Origin of the sequence: Flavobacterium sp. CFBP9031 (assembly GCF_034044945.1) — a bacterium.
Classification (GTDB): Bacteria; Bacteroidota; Bacteroidia; order Flavobacteriales; family Flavobacteriaceae; genus Flavobacterium.
Genome location: NZ_JAXCWF010000016.1, coordinates 18895 through 37960 on the forward strand (window position 1 = coordinate 18895; position 19066 = coordinate 37960).

At 33.3% G+C, this 19066-nt stretch carries 20 protein-coding genes; 11 read left to right on the plus strand and 9 right to left on the minus strand.

Features of this window, described 5'->3' with window-relative positions:
• Window positions 1-8 precede the first annotated feature (8 nt).
• Window positions 9-1163 carry a M14 metallopeptidase family protein gene (locus tag SOM12_RS21885; RefSeq protein ID WP_320495476.1) on the minus strand — a complete coding sequence of 385 codons (1155 nt, stop codon included), beginning with the start codon at window positions 1161-1163 and terminating at the stop codon, window positions 9-11.
• Between the two features lie 311 nt (window positions 1164-1474).
• Between SOM12_RS21885 and SOM12_RS21890 the strand changes: the two genes are divergently transcribed.
• Window positions 1475-1924 carry a helix-turn-helix domain-containing protein gene (locus tag SOM12_RS21890; protein ID WP_095931197.1) on the plus strand — a complete coding sequence of 150 codons (450 nt, stop codon included), beginning with the start codon at window positions 1475-1477 and terminating at the stop codon, window positions 1922-1924.
• An 84-nt stretch (window positions 1925-2008) separates the two neighbouring features.
• Here the strand turns inward: SOM12_RS21890 and SOM12_RS21895 are convergent, their stop codons facing one another.
• Window positions 2009-2560 carry a 1-acyl-sn-glycerol-3-phosphate acyltransferase gene (locus tag SOM12_RS21895; protein ID WP_095931196.1) on the minus strand — a complete coding sequence of 184 codons (552 nt, stop codon included), beginning with the start codon at window positions 2558-2560 and terminating at the stop codon, window positions 2009-2011.
• 64 nt (window positions 2561-2624) lie between these two features.
• Between SOM12_RS21895 and SOM12_RS21900 the strand changes: the two genes are divergently transcribed.
• The 6 genes from SOM12_RS21900 (at window position 2625) to SOM12_RS21925 (ending at window position 7348) form a co-directional block, all read left to right on the plus strand.
• On the plus strand, window positions 2625-3290 hold the full coding sequence (locus tag SOM12_RS21900) for a fused MFS/spermidine synthase (RefSeq protein WP_320495479.1): 666 nt from the start codon (window positions 2625-2627) through the stop codon (window positions 3288-3290).
• Between the two features lie 4 nt (window positions 3291-3294).
• The gene (locus tag SOM12_RS21905) at window positions 3295-3972 is read left to right on the plus strand and encodes a peptidoglycan DD-metalloendopeptidase family protein (RefSeq protein WP_095931194.1); all 678 of its coding nucleotides are present in this window, start codon (window positions 3295-3297) and stop codon (window positions 3970-3972) included.
• A 6-nt stretch (window positions 3973-3978) separates the two neighbouring features.
• Entirely contained in the window at window positions 3979-4455 is a 477-nt protein-coding gene (locus SOM12_RS21910; RefSeq protein WP_095931193.1) for a hypothetical protein, read from the plus strand.
• 11 nt (window positions 4456-4466) lie between these two features.
• The gene (locus tag SOM12_RS21915) at window positions 4467-4991 is read left to right on the plus strand and encodes a hypothetical protein (RefSeq protein WP_320495481.1); all 525 of its coding nucleotides are present in this window, start codon (window positions 4467-4469) and stop codon (window positions 4989-4991) included.
• 47 nt (window positions 4992-5038) lie between these two features.
• The gene (locus SOM12_RS21920) at window positions 5039-5509 is read left to right on the plus strand and encodes a nuclear transport factor 2 family protein (RefSeq protein ID WP_095931191.1); all 471 of its coding nucleotides are present in this window, start codon (window positions 5039-5041) and stop codon (window positions 5507-5509) included.
• 96 nt (window positions 5510-5605) lie between these two features.
• A complete protein-coding gene (locus SOM12_RS21925) occupies window positions 5606-7348 on the plus strand; it encodes an APC family permease (protein WP_095931190.1) in 1743 nt (580 codons plus the stop codon).
• Between the two features lie 215 nt (window positions 7349-7563).
• Here the strand turns inward: SOM12_RS21925 and SOM12_RS21930 are convergent, their stop codons facing one another.
• Complete coding sequence (locus SOM12_RS21930) at window positions 7564-9051, minus strand: aminotransferase class V-fold PLP-dependent enzyme (RefSeq protein ID WP_320495483.1); 1488 nt, start codon at window positions 9049-9051, stop codon at window positions 7564-7566.
• A 182-nt stretch (window positions 9052-9233) separates the two neighbouring features.
• Here SOM12_RS21930 and msrA point away from each other — a divergent pair, with 182 nt between their 5' ends.
• Entirely contained in the window at window positions 9234-9767 is a 534-nt protein-coding gene (msrA, locus tag SOM12_RS21935) for a peptide-methionine (S)-S-oxide reductase MsrA (RefSeq protein WP_095931188.1), read from the plus strand.
• Window positions 9768-9957: 190 nt separating this feature from the next.
• Window positions 9958-11526, plus strand: a complete 1569-nt coding sequence (locus tag SOM12_RS21940) for a protein adenylyltransferase SelO (protein WP_095931187.1) — start codon at window positions 9958-9960, stop codon at window positions 11524-11526.
• A gap of 106 nt (window positions 11527-11632) precedes the next feature.
• Here the strand turns inward: SOM12_RS21940 and SOM12_RS21945 are convergent, their stop codons facing one another.
• Window positions 11633-12601 carry a YpdA family putative bacillithiol disulfide reductase gene (locus tag SOM12_RS21945; RefSeq protein WP_095931186.1) on the minus strand — a complete coding sequence of 323 codons (969 nt, stop codon included), beginning with the start codon at window positions 12599-12601 and terminating at the stop codon, window positions 11633-11635.
• Window position 12602: 1 nt separating this feature from the next.
• Window positions 12603-13076: a CYTH domain-containing protein gene (locus SOM12_RS21950; protein ID WP_095931185.1), complete on the minus strand. Its 474-nt coding sequence runs from the start codon at window positions 13074-13076 to the stop codon at window positions 12603-12605.
• Window positions 13077-13258: 182 nt separating this feature from the next.
• On the opposite strand from SOM12_RS21950, the gene SOM12_RS21955 reads away from it, so the two are divergent.
• Together SOM12_RS21955 and SOM12_RS21960 are read left to right on the plus strand one after the other, a co-directional pair.
• Entirely contained in the window at window positions 13259-14170 is a 912-nt protein-coding gene (locus tag SOM12_RS21955) for an OmpA family protein (RefSeq protein ID WP_320495485.1), read from the plus strand.
• Window positions 14171-14187: 17 nt separating this feature from the next.
• Window positions 14188-14730, plus strand: a complete 543-nt coding sequence (locus SOM12_RS21960; protein WP_320495486.1) for a hypothetical protein — start codon at window positions 14188-14190, stop codon at window positions 14728-14730.
• 51 nt (window positions 14731-14781) lie between these two features.
• Here SOM12_RS21960 and SOM12_RS21965 read toward each other — a convergent pair whose 3' ends face one another.
• The 4 genes from SOM12_RS21965 to menA form a co-directional block, all read right to left on the minus strand.
• Complete coding sequence (locus SOM12_RS21965; RefSeq protein ID WP_320495487.1) at window positions 14782-15825, minus strand: o-succinylbenzoate synthase; 1044 nt, start codon at window positions 15823-15825, stop codon at window positions 14782-14784.
• A gap of 99 nt (window positions 15826-15924) precedes the next feature.
• The gene (locus SOM12_RS21970; RefSeq protein ID WP_320495488.1) at window positions 15925-17163 is read right to left on the minus strand and encodes a hypothetical protein; all 1239 of its coding nucleotides are present in this window, start codon (window positions 17161-17163) and stop codon (window positions 15925-15927) included.
• 183 nt (window positions 17164-17346) lie between these two features.
• Entirely contained in the window at window positions 17347-18024 is a 678-nt protein-coding gene (locus tag SOM12_RS21975; protein ID WP_320495489.1) for a metal-dependent hydrolase, read from the minus strand.
• A gap of 30 nt (window positions 18025-18054) precedes the next feature.
• The gene (menA, locus tag SOM12_RS21980) at window positions 18055-19017 is read right to left on the minus strand and encodes a 1,4-dihydroxy-2-naphthoate octaprenyltransferase (protein WP_320495490.1); all 963 of its coding nucleotides are present in this window, start codon (window positions 19015-19017) and stop codon (window positions 18055-18057) included.
• Between the last annotated feature and the right edge of the window lie 49 nt (window positions 19018-19066).

Sequence of the window (19066 nt, forward strand, 5' to 3'; positions counted from 1 at the left end):
CATAAAAATTAACTTTTTATTAATCCGTTAACAAATTTAACATTTTTATTTAAATAAAAATTTGCTTTCTGACCCGTTTTTGGAAAATTTTGGAAATCGTCCGAATATTCTGCGCCTTTTGCGTCGTATTCGTAATGACCAAAATAATTTTCCAGCTCACCTACTTCTACTATGTAAGCATTAAAATGAATCTTATTTTCGATTAATTCCTCTTTGTATTGTGCGACAAAATTCGTAATAATTTCGATACCATCATAATTTATTTTGACATTTTTATACATAAAATCATAAAAAACCACGTTATTTTGTGAAATATTCAAATATTCACCAAATCGATTATTAACTAAATCGTTTTCGGATATCAGTTTGAAGCTTGTAATTAACGCGAAAAATATGAACTTTCGAGTAACTTCTCGCTCGTAGTCACCTTGAAAGTGCCCAGCCTCAAATAAAATGGTTGAAACGCCTAAAAATTGAAAAGTGTCTCCTATACAATTAATATTGAACGAGTCATCAAAACGGCCAACTTGTCCCGGAATGTATTTTTGCAGTTCTTCATTGATTCCTGCAATAATATTGATCGCCTTTAATCTATTATCGTTTACTTCTCTTTCCTCATTATAAGAAGGAGCTAAAAAAGAAACCGTCGCTGGCTTTCCTGTCGTTCCTGCTCCAAAGATGGTTCGCTGGTCATGTAGGTTAAAACAGAAATCAGGTTTAAATTTTTCAAATACTTCGCGTAGAACTTTGCTTTCTGGTTGTGTCAGGTTTTGAGAATCACGATTTAAATCTACTTCATTTGCATTTGCTCGTGTATAAAGTCTCGCTCCATCAGGATTAAGTATCGGAATACAGTAGAAAGTAAAAGTCTCCAGCATTTGCTTAGCAAAATCAGTATCGCCATTTAATAAATTAATGAAATCAAATAAAGATTTAGTTGTTGTGCTTTCGTTACCATGCATTTGAGACCATAAATAAACACGTAACTTTCCTGTTCCGATTTGGTAACTATATATAGGTTCGCCTAAAACAGATGTACCAATAATCTCCACTTGGCCATTTGTATTTAACTTATCTAAAAGAGGTTTTATATGATCTAAAGTAAGATATCGTCCAGATATTGACTTTTCTTTGTATTGCGTAAAAAGCTGTTCTAAATTCATTGTATTTTGATTAGTTTACAAAAGTAAATATCTTTATTTTTACAATTGTAAACAAAAGAAAAATTTAATAATTTAGATTTGTAAACAGTTTTATAAAGTATTTATCCATTTACGCTTTAACTTGTTTTAATAGAGCTGTTTAATTCATTTAATATTCATAAATATATTAATTTCAGTTAATTATAAAGCTTTACATAAATTTTATATTTAACATAAAACTAAAGTCCTATTAAAAATGAAACAACAAGACTGGAGTGTTCTTTCTTTTTGTTTACATTTGTAAATAGAACAATTTAAAACATTAATTCACAATGGTAAACATAGATGATTTTGTAAAAAGACTCGAAACCATATTAGATTATTATGGTTTAAATGCTTCTACCTTTGCAGATAAAATTGGTGTGCAACGTTCTAGTATGTCTCATCTTTTATCTGGTAGAAACAAGCCAAGTTTAGATTTTGTAATGAAAATTCTGGAGGTTTTCCCTGATGTTGATCTGTATTGGATTTTAGTTGGGAAAGGAAGTTTTCCTAAAAACCATGACGAAAATTTAGAAATTCCAGAATCTCCTACTCCAATTTCATCCAATGAAAATATAGGTACAGATTTGTTTTCTTCCATTGAAAAAAATGAAGAAGAAAAGAGCGAAATAAAAAAAGTATCTCCTTCAAAAAATGTAAATATTAATTTTGAAGATGATGAAATTGAAAAAATAGTCTTATTCTACAAAAATGGAACTTTTAAAGCCTATTCTCCATAATATAAAAATTAGCGCGTATTTGATTCTTAGTCCAGAAAATTTTCAAATATGCAATTCTCGCGCGTTTGAAAAAATTCTCAGAAATTACAATTTGACTCCATTTTCAGGAATTTTCCCCAAAACTCCTTCATAGTGTTTTTTTAAGATTTCAAAATCGGCTTCATAATTTCCAGTTGGATAAAATGGCTTGCCCAGATTTACTTCTTTTTTGCCCCAATCAAAAGCTACGGGAACAATTGGAACATTCGCTTTAAGAGCGATAAAATAAAATCCTGTTTTAATTTCTTTTACTTTTTTTCTAGTTCCTTCTGGAGCAACAGCTAAACGAAAGATTTCTTTTCTGTCAAAAATTGCAGCAATAGAATCTACTTTATTTAATCCGCCGGAACGATCTAAAGGCTCTCCTCCAACATTTCTAAAATAATAACCGAACGGAAAACGAAACAATTCTTTCTTTCCTACCCAATTCATCTGTAGTCCAGAGATGCCTCGAGTAAAAAGTCCGATATAAAAATCGTGATTACTCGTATGAGGCATCACCATGAGTATACATTTTTTAACTTCTGCATTTTCGATTCCTACTATTTTCCAGCCCATTAGCTTAAAAAAGACGAATTTATATAATAGTTTTTTCATTAAAGATATAATATTTCGTGCAAAATAAAAGATTTAATGGTAAATTTGAGTAAAAGCATAAAAAATGATTCGAAAATTTTTCAGTTACTTAATTCCAATAAAAATATTTAAGAAAAAATCGACCCGAAGTAAAATGATCGAAGTTACCTGGGCAAATGGAGAATTAGTATTGGACACTGAAAACACCAATTATTCGTACGGAAGTCTACAGCGTATATTAAGGTACGGACTTCGAAATATTGGTTATGATAAAATTCTAGAAATGGAACACATCTTATTATTAGGTGTTGCTGGTGGAAGCGTAGTTAAAACATTAGTAAATGAGATCGAATATAAAGAAAAAATAACTGGGGTAGAAATAGATCCCGATATGATTGAGATTGCAAATCAGTATTTTAATCTTAATCAAATTAAACAGTTGGAAGTGGTTATTGATGATGCATTTGAATTTGTTTTAAAAACAAAAGAGAAATACGATCTCATAATAATTGATATTTTTGAAGATACACATATGCCTAACTTTTTGTTTGAGAAGTTTTTTGTAGATAGAATCTGCACGATTTTAAAAGATGCTGGCTTTGTTTTATTCAACACCATGATATTAGACGAAGCGCATAATGTTCGAAATAGAAAGTATGTGACAGAAGTTAATCCGAAATTGTTTCAAACCAAAATGTTACCCCGAATAGAAGTACATAATGAATTAATAATTATAAATAAAGTTGCCTAGTTTTATGAAGCCCCTTACCTCAATCTTAAATGCCCAGCCACCTACTAAAGTTATTGATGCCTCAATTAATATTTCAGAATACACGCCGTTAAATTTATCGGTTTCTAATGAGGAATTAGTAAGTCAAAAATTGGATACCTCAGAAGATTTTGAAAAATACATTTCAAAATTTTTAAAAGAAAACAACGCTAAAGTTGCATTTGGCGGTTATATAGAAGGAAGATTTTTATATCAAAGAAGTCCTATTTTTTTAGATGTATCCAAACCCGAACGTAATATTCACATAGGATTAGATTTATGGGCCGAAGCTGGAACAGCTGTTCTTGCTGCCCTTGACGGAGTTGTTCATAGTTTTAAAAACAATATTGGCCTAGGAGACTATGGACCGACTATTATATTGGAACATGAAGTAGAAAATGAGAAATTTTATACTTTATACGGACATTTATCGTTAGAAAGTATAGAAAATTTAAATATCGGAGACCAATTTAAGAAAGGCGAAAAGATTGCGACTTTAGGAAATGCCTCAGTAAATGGAGATTACGCCCCTCATGTACATTTTCAGATTATCCATAATATTGGCGATTATTGGGGAGACTATCCAGGCGTCTGCAATACAAATGACCTAAACTTTTATATCGAAAATTGTCCCGATCCTAACTTATTATTAAAAATTACTTAAATAGTTATGAAGAAAGCAGGATTGATTATATGTTTGTTATTGTTAATTGGATGTAAGTCGAAAACAGTAAGTAGAGATACAGAAGATTTAAAAATTAAAAAAGTTTCTGGAGAAGAAGTAAATGCAAATCAGCAGCGAAAAGCGTATGATTTAGGAAAGAGAGTTTTAGAAACTTGTAACACTTCAAAATTTAAACCTTTTAATGAAACTGAAGTTACTAAATCGGTTATGGAAAACACTACAGAAGAGCGTTTAACAAAGACCTGCCAAAGATTTAGACAATATTACGGAAGTTTTATAGATTTAAAATTGGATGGAGTTTACAAAACCAAACAAGAAGTCATTTACCGCTATCATGCCTTGTACACTAAAAAAGTGGCCAATAAAGAATTACGCATTTTTGTAAATGAAGATAATCTTATTTCTGCCATAAAATCTATGGATTGGGATGAGAAATTTGATGCCAAATTAGCCGAACAATAAATACCATATATATGAATTTTAAACTGTCACTACTCCTATTATTTTTTATTTCAACTTTTGCTTCGGCACAGCAAACAATGAGTGTAAAAGGTTCAGCTCCCTATCCAGCAACACAAGAATACACTTTTATTTGCGAAAAATATGCTTACTCTGGCGAAATTAACGTTCAAATAGCTAAGACGGAAAAAGGAGGCATTTTAAAACTAACTGTTTCAACAGCAAGTGACAAAGCAAAAATTGCTGGTGGCGTTTATGTCGATTTAACCAATGCAGATGTAATTGCGTGTACAGATAAAAACGTAAAAGAATCTGCTGACGGAAAAACAACTGCCTACTATTATTTTACTCCCGCAGAATGGCTGAAACTTAAAAAGACCGATATTTATGCGATACGGTTTATAATTGCTGGAGGGCCAGATATTTTAGGGAATCTAACGGGACATTTTACTGCTTACAGCAAAGTGAAGTATTTCTCAACAGCATTTGATAAAACAAAAAAAACATTTGATACAGCAAAAGAAATTAGTGTTTTGTAATGATTTTTTAATTTAATAAACCTTATATTTAACATAAATATATTTTTATGAATGCAAATGAGGCTTTAATTGCAAAATTCTATACTGCTTTCGCAAATGCAGATGCTAAAACGATGAGTGAATGCTATCATCCGAAAGTTCATTTTATAGATCCAGCTTTTGGATTATTAAAAGAAGAACAGGTTTCTAAAATGTGGGAAATGTTACTTCTAAAAAGTAAAGGCAATTTAAAAATCGAATTTTCAAACGTAACTGCCGACGATTCTACTGGTTCAGCAAATTGGACCGCTACCTATAATTTTAGCAAAACAAATAGAAAAGTTGTCAATAAAATCTCTGCCCATTTTATTTTTCAAGACGGATTAATTATCAAACACACCGATAGTTTTGATGTGTGGAAATGGTCAAAACAAGCTTTTGGCATTACGGGCTATTTATTAGGTTGGACAGGATTTTTTCAGAAGAAAGTTCAATCGCAAGCCTTATCAGCACTGAAACAATTTCAGAATGCCAAATAAAACAATACGTTACAACTAGATATCACTATTTGCCTCACGCCCGATTCTAATTTTTTTGTTACTTAATTTTACTAAAAGTGTAAATTTTAGATACTAATGAAAGAAATCGTACACAAAAAATTAAATGAACTACAGGCAACTGCAATTTGCGGAAACGACATTAGCTCTTCTTGCTTATATGTTTCAGCGTTAACCATTTTATATGCAGGTCAATATGCTTGGATTTCACTTCTAATTGTTGCTGTTGTATTATTTCTTTTCCGTAAAATTTACGCTGAAGTTGTTGGAGCAATTCCTTTAAATGGTGGTGCTTATAATGTTTTATTAAACACTTCGACCAAACGTCTGGCTTCTTTAGCAGCGACTTTAACGGTTTTATCCTATATGGCAACCGCTGTAATTTCTGCTTCTGAAGGAATGCATTACCTGCACGGAATCTTTGAAGGTTTAAATGTAACAATTGCAACAGTAGTCGTTTTAATTCTGTTTACGGGATTAGCCATTTTAGGAATTGGAGAATCGGCATTTGTGGCCGTCATTATTTTCATGACACATATAGGGACTTTGACTTTGCTGGTTTTAGCATCAGTTTGGTTTGTCCTAACTCACGGATTAGATACTTTTCACATCAATTGGCAAACACCTATTTCATCAGGAAGCATACAAACGGCTCTTTTTCTTGGTTTTTCGGCAGCCATGTTGGGCATCTCAGGTTTTGAGAGTTCGGCCAATTTTGTTGAAGAACAAGAACACGGTGTTTTTCCTAAAACACTTCGAAACATGTGGGGAATTGTAAGTTTCTTCAATCCCGTAATTGCTATTTTGTTAATCAGCGTAATTCCGCTAACAGAAGTTGGAGAAAATAAAGAATCACTTTTAGCGCATTTAGGAGAAACAACAGGTGGATCTTGGTTAGCATGGCTTATCTCTATAGATGCTGTTATGGTGCTGTGCGGAGCTGTTTTAACCTCATTTGTGGGGGTTTCAGGGCTTTTAAACCGAATGACATTAGACCGAATTCTTCCTAATTATTTTCTAAAACAAAACAAAAGAGGTTCTCATTATAGAATTGTTTTAAGTTTTCTAATTCTTTGTATTTCTGTTCTTTTTGCGACAAACGGGCATTTGGAATCTCTTGCTGGAGTTTATACTTTTTCATTTTTAGCTGTTATGGCTCTTTTCGGAATCGGAAATCTGCTTTTAAAATACAAACGCAGAAAACTGCCAAGACCAGAACGTGCGCGAGGTATTGCGGTCGTAATTGCGGTAGTTTCTGTAATAGCTGCTTTTTTTGGAAACATGCTCCTCAACATCAATTCGTTTTATACCTTTTTGCAATATATGATTCCAGCCTTACTCTTTATTGGAATTATGCTCAATCGTGTTATCTTAATACGTCTATTAATAGAAGCTTTAGAATATTTCTATCAGCCACTGCGTAAAATGGTTATTCTGAGTAATCGTTATCTTGAAAAACTAAGTTCCGAAATTAACTCTCAAGAGTTTGTTTTCTTTACAAAAGGAGATGACATTACAATCTTGAACAAAGTCTTGCAATACGTTGAAGACAACGAAACTACAAAGAAATTAAAAATTGTTCATGTCAAAAAAGATCCTGTAGACAACGAAGCACTTAAAAAAGATCTCGAAGTTTTAGATCGCGCTTACGGCGGACTAGATATAGAATACATCGAAATTGAAGGCACATTTGGTCCCGAAATAATCGACGAGCTTTCTGAAAAATGGAAAATCCCAAAAAACTTTATGTTTATCGGTTCTCCAGGAAACAAATTCTCTTACCGTGTAGCCGATCTTGGTGGTGTACGATTGATTATGTAATTTTTAAGAAGCAGAAAAATTTGTGTTTTCATAAGAAATAACAAAATTAATTGCCTTAGAAGACCTTTGTCAAAGTTTCAAACTTTGACAAAGGTTATACGTAAAATTGACAAACCCGACAGGTTTCAAAAACCTGTCGGGTTTACTAAACTTTGCGTTCTTTAAAAATATTTTTATAGAAAAAACTTTCGCGAACTTTGCGGTTAAATAAAAATCTAAGATTTAAACCAACTTTCAACTAGTTCATCTTCAAACGAAGTTGCATCTTTATGAATAAACTCGTTACGCATTTTATCATAAGAATAATCCAATGCCCAAGTTTTATGATTTGCTGCCAACTCTTTTATACTTTCACAAACAAAAGCAATTTCCTCATCTGTAGTCGTTGGGTGAATCGACATTCTAATCCATCCCGGCTTTTTAATTAAATCACCAATCGTAATTTCATTAACCAGCTTATTAGAAGTTTCTTGATCAACATGTAATAAATAATGACCGTAAGTTCCCGCACAGCTGCATCCTCCTCTAGTCTGAATTCCGAAACGATCATTCAAAATTTTAACACCCAAATTAAAGTGAAGATCATCAATAAAGAATGAAATGACCCCCAGACGTTCTTTGTGTTGCCCTGCTAAAATTTTGATATTTTCGACAGAATCTAATTGAGAGAAAACATAATCAACAATTTCGTGCTCACGCTCCATGATGTTTTCAATCCCCATTTCTTCTTTCAATTCAATGGCAAGCGCGATTTTAATAACTTGTAGAAAACCAGGTGTTCCACCATCTTCGCGATCTTCAATATTATCGATGTATTTATGCTCACCCCAAGGATTTGTCCAACTTACCGTTCCTCCTCCAGGGCAATCAGGAATCATATTATTGTATAATTTCTTATTGAAAATTAAAACCCCAGAAGTTCCTGGCCCTCCTAAGAATTTATGTGGAGACATAAAAACAGCATCTAAATAGGCTTCTGGATCAGCAGGATGCATGTCAATTTCTACATAAGGTCCAGAACAAGCAAAATCAACAAAACAAACACCATTGTACTGATGAATCAATTTTGCCGCTTCGTGAAAAGGAGTTCTTAATCCAGTAACATTCGAACATGCTGTAATAGAAGCGATTTTTATCGTTCTATCTTTATATTTTTCTAATAAAACTTCAAGATTTTCTAAATTGAAAAGCCCTTTCTCGCAAGAAGGAATAATTTCTACATCTGCAATAGTCTCCAACCAAGAAGTCTGGTTAGAATGGTGCTCCATATGCGAAATAAAGACAATTGGCTTTTTCTCAGCAGGAACATTGGTAAAACCTTTCAAGTTTTCAGGAATTTTCAATCCCAAAATACGTTGGAACTTATTGATAACTCCCGTCATTCCAGTTCCATCCGTAATTAACACATCATCATGATTGGCATTAGCATGACGCTTAATAATATGTCTAGCATGATGATACGCTTTTGTCATGGCAGTACCAGAAACAGTCGTTTCTGTATGTGTATTGGCAACAAATGGCCCAAATTGATTCAATAATTTTTCTTCAATAGGGCGATATAATCTTCCGCTGGCAGTCCAATCGGTGTAAATTATTGATTTTCTGCCATAAGGTGACGTAAATTCTTGGTTTATACCGACAATATTTTGTCTAAATTCCTGAAAATACGTTTCCAGGGTCATGGTACTATTTTTGCTATTCATTAGTTGTGCCTTGTGTTTGACTGCAAATATATAGTTTTTTTATAAAATTGCGAATTTATCAATACTAAACTTCAAACACTACGTTACCGTTTGGTATTTTTAGTTAAAAGAACTTTTTTTTAATAAATTATCATAATATCCTATCGAATTAATAGGCATTAAATTTAAAGAAAGCATTATTTATGGGAAATTTATCAGTTGCTACCTTTGGTGGCGGATGTTTTTGGTGTATTGAGGCTGTAATTCAGCGTATAAAAGGTGTAGAATCTATAAAATCGGGTTATTCGGACGGATTTATAAAGAATCCTGCTTATCGCGAAGTATGCACGGGTAGAACAGGACATGCTGAAGTGATTCAAGTAACTTTCAACCCTGACATAATTTCATATCATGACTTAATTTTCATATTCATGACAAGTCATGATCCAACAACTTTAAATCGTCAAGGTGGCGATAGCGGAACGCAATATCGTTCTATCATTCTATATCATAATGACGAACAAAAAGAAATTGCAGAAAAAGTATTTGAAGAAGTTCAGCCTGCATATCCAGATCCAATTGTAACCCAATTAAAGCCTTTTGAAGTTTTTTACGAAGCCGAAGATTATCACCAGAACTATTATAATGAAAATCAAGAAGCTGGATATTGCCAAGTTGTAATTGATCCAAAAATTCAAAAACTTAAAAAAATGTATGCTGATAGGTTAATCAGCTAAATTTAGTTCTAGCCACAGATTACACAGATTAAAAAAGATTTTCTGTATTATCCATTTGCCACGAATTACACGAATTCGCACGAATCTTATTTAAACTAAGCCTAAAAATTAGTGGAAATTTGTGCAATTCGTGGCAAACAAAAAAATCCTTCTATTCTGTATAATCTGTGGCAAAAAGAAAATCAACAAAATGAAAAATCTTAAAATAAAAAATCGTTTTACTGCCGAATTACCAGCAGATCCAGATCTGACAAATGAAATTCGTCAGGTTAAAGACACGCTGTTTTCGTACGTAAATCCAGTAAAACCTTCCAATCCAAAATTGATTCATGCTTCTCAAGAAGTTGCTGAATTGGTTGGTATTTCTAAAGATGAAATTCAATCAGAGGAATTTTTAAATGTTTTTTCTGGAAAAGAAATTCTTCCAGAATCACATCCTTATGCAATGTGCTACGCAGGACATCAATTTGGAAACTGGGCAGGACAATTAGGCGACGGTCGTGCAATCAATCTGATGGAAGTAGAAAACAACAATCAGTTTTATACTCTGCAATTAAAAGGAGCTGGAAAAACTCCCTATTCTAGAACTGCAGATGGATTGGCTGTTTTACGTTCTTCTATAAGAGAGTATCTATGCGCCGAAGCAATGCACTATTTGGGTGTTCCTACTACTCGATCGCTTTCTCTTGCTCTTTCTGGAGATCAAGTTTTAAGGGATATTTTGTATAACGGAAATCCTGCTTATGAAAAAGGTGCAATTGTTTGTCGTGTTGCTCCTTCATTTATTCGTTTCGGAAGCTTTGAAATGCTAACGGCTCGAAATGAGTTGAAAAATTTGAAACAGTTTGTAGAATATACTATTCAACACTATTTTCCTGAAATAAAGGGCGAACCCAAAGAACAATATTTACAATTCTTTCAAAAAGTTGCCGATACAACTCGCGAAATGATTCTGCATTGGCAACGTGTCGGATTTGTACATGGTGTAATGAATACCGACAATATGTCGATTCACGGAATCACAATCGATTATGGCCCATACGGATGGCTTGAAAATTATGATCCAGACTGGACGCCAAATACAACCGACAGCCAAAATAGAAGATATCGTTTCGGAAATCAGCCTCAGGTAGCTCAATGGAATTTGTTTCAATTGGCTAATTCGCTTTATCCTTTGGTTAATGAAGCGGCACCTTTAGAAAAGATCTTAGATTCATTTATGACAGAGTTTGAAAATGATTACAAAACAATGTTTTTAAGCAAATTAGGTATCTTTACTTCAAGTGAATCTGATAATAAAATTATTAAAGGTTTAGAGGAAATTTTGCAGTTATCAGAAACCGATATGACTATCTTTTTTAGAAATCTGAGTAAAATTAAAAAAGAAGATTCTGTAGAACAAGCATTCGAAAAAATAGAATACGCTTTTTATATTTCAGAAGAAATAAAAGAAAACATTCTCGATGCTTGGCAAAAATGGTTTACGGTTTATTTGAAAAGATTAAACGCAGAAGAACTTTCAGATGAAGAAAGGGCTTTAAAAATGAATCAAATTAATCCGAAATATGTACTTCGAAATTATATGGCTCAATTAGCCATAGATGCTGCAGATAAAGACGATTACTCTTTGGTTGATGAATTATTTCAGCTTTTGAAAAATCCATATGATGAACAGCCTGAATCTGAAAAATGGTTTGCCAAACGTCCAGATTGGGCAAGAACTAAGGTGGGATGCTCTATGTTATCTTGTAGTTCATAAAAGTTTTTTGCCACGAATTACACAAATTCACACCAATTTCTATACTTTAAGAATAAAAATTAAACGGATAAAATTGGTGTGAATTTGTGTAATTCGTGCCTTACTTTTACTTTGAGCTTATATAATCTACAATCAGATTAGCATGAACTCTCGAGTTTTCTATAAACCACTTATGCGTCTGCATTCCGCCGCAAACTACACCAGCAAGGAATAAACCTTCTACATTAGTTTCCATGGTTTCAGGATTATAAACTGGAATTTTTAATTCATCTTCAGAAAGTTTAATACCCATTTTTTCTAGAAAAGTAAGATCTGGCTTATAACCCGTTAAAGCTAGAACGAAATCATTTTCAATTGTAACTTTTCCGTTTGGAGTTTCAATTTCTACTTCATTTTCTCTAATTTCGGTGATATTAGATTCAAAATAAGCTTTAATACTTCCTTCTGCAATTCGGTTTTCAATATCGGGTTTAACCCAATATTTTACACGGCTATTAATTTCGTTTTTACGAATTACCATGGTAACCTCTGATCCTTTTCTCCAGCATTCTAAAGACGCATCTACAGACGAATTATTAGCGCCTACAACCAAAACTTTTCTAAAAGCATATTCGTGCGCTTCTTTATAATAATGGCGTACTTTGGGTAAAGCTTCACCTAAAACATTCATTTCAATCGGAATATCATAAAAGCCAGTTGCAATTACCACGTTTTGAGCTTCATAATTTCGTTTGTCTGTTGTAATCTTAAAAATTGCGTTTTGTTTTTCAACACTCAGAACCTTTTCAAATAAATTGATATTGAATTTAAAATAGCGATGAATATTTCTGTAATATTCCAAAGCTTCCTGACGTCCTGGTTTTGGTGCCAAACAATTAAACGGAATCTCGCCAATTTCTAATCTTTCTGCTGTAGAAAAAAAGGTCATGTAAAGTGGATAGTTGAAAATGCTATTAACGATCGCACCTTTTTCTATAATTAAATATTTAAGTTTTTTCTTTTCAGCTTCTATCGCACAAGCCAGACCAATTGGTCCGCCCCCCACAATAATAAGGTCGTATTTTGATTCTGTCATTTTATTTTTGCCAATCTTTAAATGGATTTTTGCTTAAGTAAGCATTGTAATATCTTTCGTCATTTGTTACTTCTTCGCCCAACCATTCTGGCTTTTCAAAAGTTTCATTTTCAGAATTTAACTCGATTTCAGCCATTACCAAACCTTCATTTTCTCCATAAAACTCATCTACTTCAAAGATATGCTCTCCAGATTTTATTTCGTAACGTGTTTTTTCAATTTTGCCCTTTTCGCATAATTTCAATAGCTCTTGTGCTTCATCTAACGGAATTTCATTTTCCCATTCAAAACGAGACATACCACCGCTATGGCTTATTCCTTTTATGGTTATAAAGCCTTTGTGCCCTTTAATCCTAATCCGAACTGTACGCTCAGGAGCAGAACTCAAATAACCCTGGGCAATATTATTCTGAGTAAAAGCTTGACTCTTGAAATCATTGGATTTCACAAGAAACTTTCTTTCTATTTCGACCATTTTAACTGTAGATTATTTTTTATGCAAGTTACTCATTTTAATCAAGTCTTTGAACGTATAAAAATCGAAAAACAAGTCATTTTTTTTGCTTCACTTTAATGTATAAACATTAAAATAACTGATTATTAATGTGTTATGATTATTATTTTAATTAAATTTGATAGAATCTTAATCCGAAATATATGTCTAAAAAAGCACTTTACCTGTTAGGCATTGCAATAACCATCATTTTGGGTACTTTTTTATATCTGAAATTTTGCTGCAATTGCTGCGAAAAAACAACAACGGACATTACTCCAAAAACAGTTACTCCTACTGTCACAGAGCCCAATTTTGTTCCGTTTGTATTAAATGGTCCCGGACTTAATTATCAGACAAATGATAATTTGAAGTTCCTTAAAAACAGTGCAAAGCTTATTATGCCTGTAAGCGACTCGGTCACAACTGGCATCGATAACTTAAAGAAATTCTTAGAAGCAAATCCGAAACAGAAAATTACAATAACTGGTTACGCGACTTCGGACGAAACAAATTCTACTACTTTTGAAAATCTAGGTCTGGCGAGGGCCAATGATGTTAAGAATTATTTTGTTTCAAAAGGATTGTTAGAAAATCAGTTTTCTACTAAAGGCACCATTATAGATAAGTGGAAAATGAGTGGCGACACACTTCTTGGGCCTGCAGAATATTTATTTGAAGCAATAGATTCTACTGCAACATCAAATGATGAGTGGAGCGCATTAAAAGCAAAAATAAATGCTGATCCGTTAATTCTCCACTTCAACACCAACAAATCTAGCGAGAAATTAAGCGATATTGAGAAGCAAAAAGTTACTGACATCGCCAAATATGCCGAGAACGTAAAAGATGCGGTGATTGTAGTGATCGGGCATTCTGATAATGTTGGTAATCGCGATTCAAATATTGTTTTAGGACAAAAAAGAGCCGATTTCTCAAAAAATTATCTCTCTAAAAACGGAATCGATAATGCGAGAATTGAAACACAATCTAAAGGTCCTGACGAGCCTATTGGCGATAATAACACTGCAGAAGGAAAAGCTTCAAACAGAAGAACTGTAATTACCATTAAATAACATAAAAATATACGATCATGAATATACCTTGTATCTTAATACCTATTCTAGTAGGCTTAATTTGTGGAATCTTAGGTTATTTACTAGGAAAAATGAATTCTAAAAATGATGATTCGCTTTCAGCATCACTTCAAGCTGATTTAGATGCCTGTAAAGCGAATACACGAAACTTAAATGCAAAAATCGCTACACTAGAAGCAGATTTGGCGGCAAAAACCAAAGCTTCGGTACAATCTTTTGCAACTGCACCTGCAGACATTGTTTTTGATGCTGGTTTGGCGGCAAATGTCTTAGGCAAGAAAATTAAAGAAAATGATTTAAAAATTGTAGAAGGAATTGGTCCTAAAATAGAAGCGCTGTTTAATGCCTCAGGAATCAATACCTGGTACGAGCTTTCACAAGCTTCTACCGAAAAAATGCAGTCTATTCTTGATGCTGGCGGAGAAAATTACGCCATGCATAATCCGAGCACATGGGCAAAACAAGCACTCTTGGCTTATCAAGGCAAATGGCAGGATTTGAAAGAATGGCAAGAAAATCTTTTGGGAGGAAAAGAGTAAAAAATAGGTTCAAAGGTACATAGTTTCAAAGGTTCAGAGATTTTACCTTTGTCACTCTGTACCTTTGAACCTTTCCCAATTCTTAGAAGAATTGTACCAAAGTTTTCCATTTTTTACTTCAAGTGGGCAATCTATATTATTAGTATATAATGCTCCGGTTCCTAAACCTTGTGGCATATCTGAATTTAAAGTAAAGGTCCATTGTGCAATAGCATTCAATCCGATATTGCTTTCTAATGCCGAAGTAATCCACCAGCCAATATTATTTTTTTCTGCTAGAGTAATCCATTCCTGAGTACCACGGAAACCACCAATAAAGCTTGGTTTTAAAATGATGTATTGGGGTTGGATTTCTTGAAGCAGTTTTTCTTTTTCTTCAAATGAAAACACTCCAATAAGCTCTTCGTCTAAAGCAATTGGAAATGGAGTTTGTTTGCACAATTCTGCCATTTCTGAAATATGACCTTTTTTAATTGGTTGTTCTATGCTATGAAGCTGAAATTGATTTAATTGATTCAATTTATTTAAAGCCTCTATTGAAGAAAAAGCACCATTAGCATCAACTCTGATTTCTATCTCTTCTGCAGAAAAATGGCTTCTGATATATTGCAACAATTCTAATTCTTTATTGAAATCAATAGCACCAATTTTAAGTTTTATGCAGCTAAAACCGTCTGCCAATTTCTCTTCTATTTGCTGTTTCATAAAAACAGCTTCGCCCATCCAAACTAATCCGTTTATGGTTATTGAGCTTGAATTATTAGTAAAACGTGACGGAAATAAAATGTATGAATCTTCGCTTTTAAGAGACAAGAAAGCCATTTCTAACCCAAATTGAATAGAAGGGAATTCTAATAAAGCGTTCCAAAGTTCGGTTTCTCCTAAATGAATATTATCGCAAGCCCATTTTAGTTTTTCTTCGTAGTCTTCGCGGTCGTCTGCACTTAAGCCACGAAGTATGCCGCACTCTCCTATTCCTTTTTTGCCATTTTCTTCCAGAATTATAAACCAAGTTTCTTTCTCGGTCATAATCCCTCTTGAAGTTCCTGAGGGGCGTTTAAACTCTAATAAATATTTTTGATAGGATGCTTTCATTTTTTTTTAAGATGCTGAGTTGCTAAGATACTGAGCTGCTAAGCTTAAAAAAAACCTTAAGAAGCATTTCACATCTAAACAACTTAGTGTTTTAAAAACTTAGTTATATAATTTTAAGATTTTTTCAAAATCTTTTGTTGGCAAACCTGCTTTTTCAAATGCTGCAAAGTCTAATTTTGTTTTGGCAATCCAGCTTAAGCTATCGGTTACATTTTGTGTTTGGTATTTTTTGTAAATGGCTTTAGCAGCACCATAATCATCGCTTACCAAATAAGTATGTGCCAAATTTAATTTTACCAATAATTCGGTATCATCCAATTTTTCGCCTTCTAAAAGCACTTTTAATGCTTTTGCATATTGTTTGGTTAAAATATAGCAATAACCTAAAGAACTGTAATCTAATGCAGTTGCTTTGCCTTCGCTAACAATCGTGTTTAATTTTGGAATTGCCTCGTTGTATTTTTGAGCTTTAATTAAAGAAGCAACTTGCGTTCTCAAATCGTTGAATACATTTTTAGAAATATCGGCATCTTTGTAACAGCTGTTTCCAAAATCTTTGTACACTTTTGTCTTTTCTACGGCTAATAATTTTTGAAACTCGTCGTAACGATATTGCTTCATAATTTTATTTAAAATGCAAACACAGAAATCATCTGAATTGGCCATTTTTTGTGCCATTGTAGACGTTTTGCACAAACTTATAATTTCATTTTTATTGTCTTGATTCCAACCACGGCTTAATTTAGTATCAACCCAAGGCACCACTTCTATAACAACTTTCTGACTCAAGATCCAATTTTTGCTTTCAAAGCCAAACCAAATAGTGCTAATATCTTCTTTTAAACAAGAAGATTTGTTTACGGATAAACGTTTGGCATCTTTGCTTACAGGTTCTGCTTGAGAATAGCAAGCATTGTCAATTTTACCATCTGCAATATATTTTTTAGCATTTTCATTAGATGTAAAAATCGAATAAGTGCATTTGTCATCTCCTGAAATTTTTGACATCAGAAAAACAGCGCCAGCCGAACCCTGACTTACTCCTGTTGGATCTGGAATTGCTTTTAACAAAGAGACCAAACTATTGGCCATTTCTTGGTTTTTGTCTAAAAGAGTGATTCTATATACAATTTCTGTAGTTCCAACCGGCAAATCTTCTGTTGGTATAGAAATTCTATCGCGCGCAGGAACCATAATTTCTTTGGTTGTAGCGCGTTCTTTGTCCCAATAACCGTCTTTTTGTGCAAACGCATTACTGGAAATTGCGATAAATAGTAAGAATAGAATTGGTTTGAAAGTTGAATTTTGTGATGATGCTTTAGTTGCCACTGATTTCACAGATTAAAATGATTTTTACTTTAAAAAACTTTAATTCAATTAACATAGATTATGCCAAATAACTTTCTTATGGAATTGAGTGCCCTAGCCCCGATAGTAGCGATATCCTTTTGTGGCGGGGTTCGCCACAAAAGATATAGCGTATAGCGGGATTAGCTCCTTCGACTCCGCTCAGGATGACAATTATAATTCAATAGAATCTCCGATTGGTAAAAGCATTAAGTCTTTTCCTTTATCGAAGAATTTACGAATTGCTTCTTCATGATTGATTTCGATATAGCCAAAAGTGTCAAAGTGATATCCTAAAACTTTGTCACATTCTACAAAATCTGAAGCAATAATAGCATCTTCAACATCCATTGTAAAATTGTTTCCAATTGGAAGAATTGCTAAATCTAATTTTGTACGAAGCGGAATCAATTTCATATCGTAAGTCAAAGCAGTATCTCCAGCGATATATATATTTTTATGTTCTCCTTCGATTACAAAACCTCCAGGATTACCTCCGTATGTGCCATCAGGAAAACTGCTTGAGTGAATTGCGTTTACATATTTTACTTTTCCGAAATCAAATTTCCAGCTTCCACCGTGATTCATTGGGTGCGAATTGAATCCTTTTTTTGCGTAATAGCTTGCAATCTCAGCATTAGAAACAATAACTGCCTTTGTATTTTGAGCAATAGCTTCAACATCTAAAACGTGATCAGGATGTGCATGTGTCAATAAGATATAATCGGCTTTTATGGTACTAAGATTGATTGATGCTGCTTGCGGATTTCCGGTAATAAATGGATCCACAATGATATGTTTTCCTCCTACTTCAATTCCCAATGAAGCATGTCCGTAGTATGTAATTTTCATTTTTTTACCTTTTAAATTAAACGTTTATTTTTATCTACCTCCCAAAAAGAGGTTTACAATGATATCTGAAATCAAAGAAATCATACACACTGTAAGTAGTATAGAAAGTAAGAACGTGCTTAATGCCAGTTTCTTTAATTCTGGATCTAATAATTTTGGATCTTGATTTTTGTAAACGGTGATTAAATGTTTTGTCAACGGAATATAAGCCAATAAAAACAGATATTGGTCGAAGTTGTAATCGCTTAAAATAGCAAATACAACTACTAATACCATTGCAGTAATAATCAGGAAAAAGTGATAGTTTTTAGCTTTTTTAGCTCCTATCTGCACTACAATTGTATTTTTACCCGATTTTTTATCCGACTCCTGATCGCGCATATTGTTTAGGTTTAAAACCCCAACACTCAATAGCCCGATTGCAACGGATGGAAGAATCAAAAGCGGATCAACTTCTTTTGCATACAAAAAGTTCACTCCCAAAGTACTCACTAATCCGAAGAAAATAAAAACGAATAAATCTCCAAATCCTCTATAACCATAAGCAGAATTACCAACTGTATAGCGAATTGCAGAAACAATAGCCGCGATTCCTAATAATAGAAAAAAGATTGAATATCCGAAATTGTCTTTTCCGAAAGCAAAATAAATTAATGTGATGGCAGACAATAAAGTTAAAAGCGAAGTAATAATAATGGCTTTTTTCATTGCCTGAGGCGTAATAACACCACTCTGAATAGCGCGTTGTGGCCCTACTCGATCAGCATTATCAGTACCTTTTACTCCATCGCCATAATCGTTTGCAAAATTGGATAAAACCTGTAATCCTAACGTTGTCAATAGAGCAAAACCAAAAACTTTCCAGCTGAATACTTCTGTTGGAGTGTTAATCGTTTCTGTTGGATTTGACAATGCATAAATACTTCCAACTATAATTCCGGAAACTGATAAAGGTAATGTGCGCAGTCTAGCGGCTTCAATCCAATGTTTCATTATTTGTTTTGTTTTTTTAGTTTCAGGTTTCAAGTTTCAGGTTCTTAAC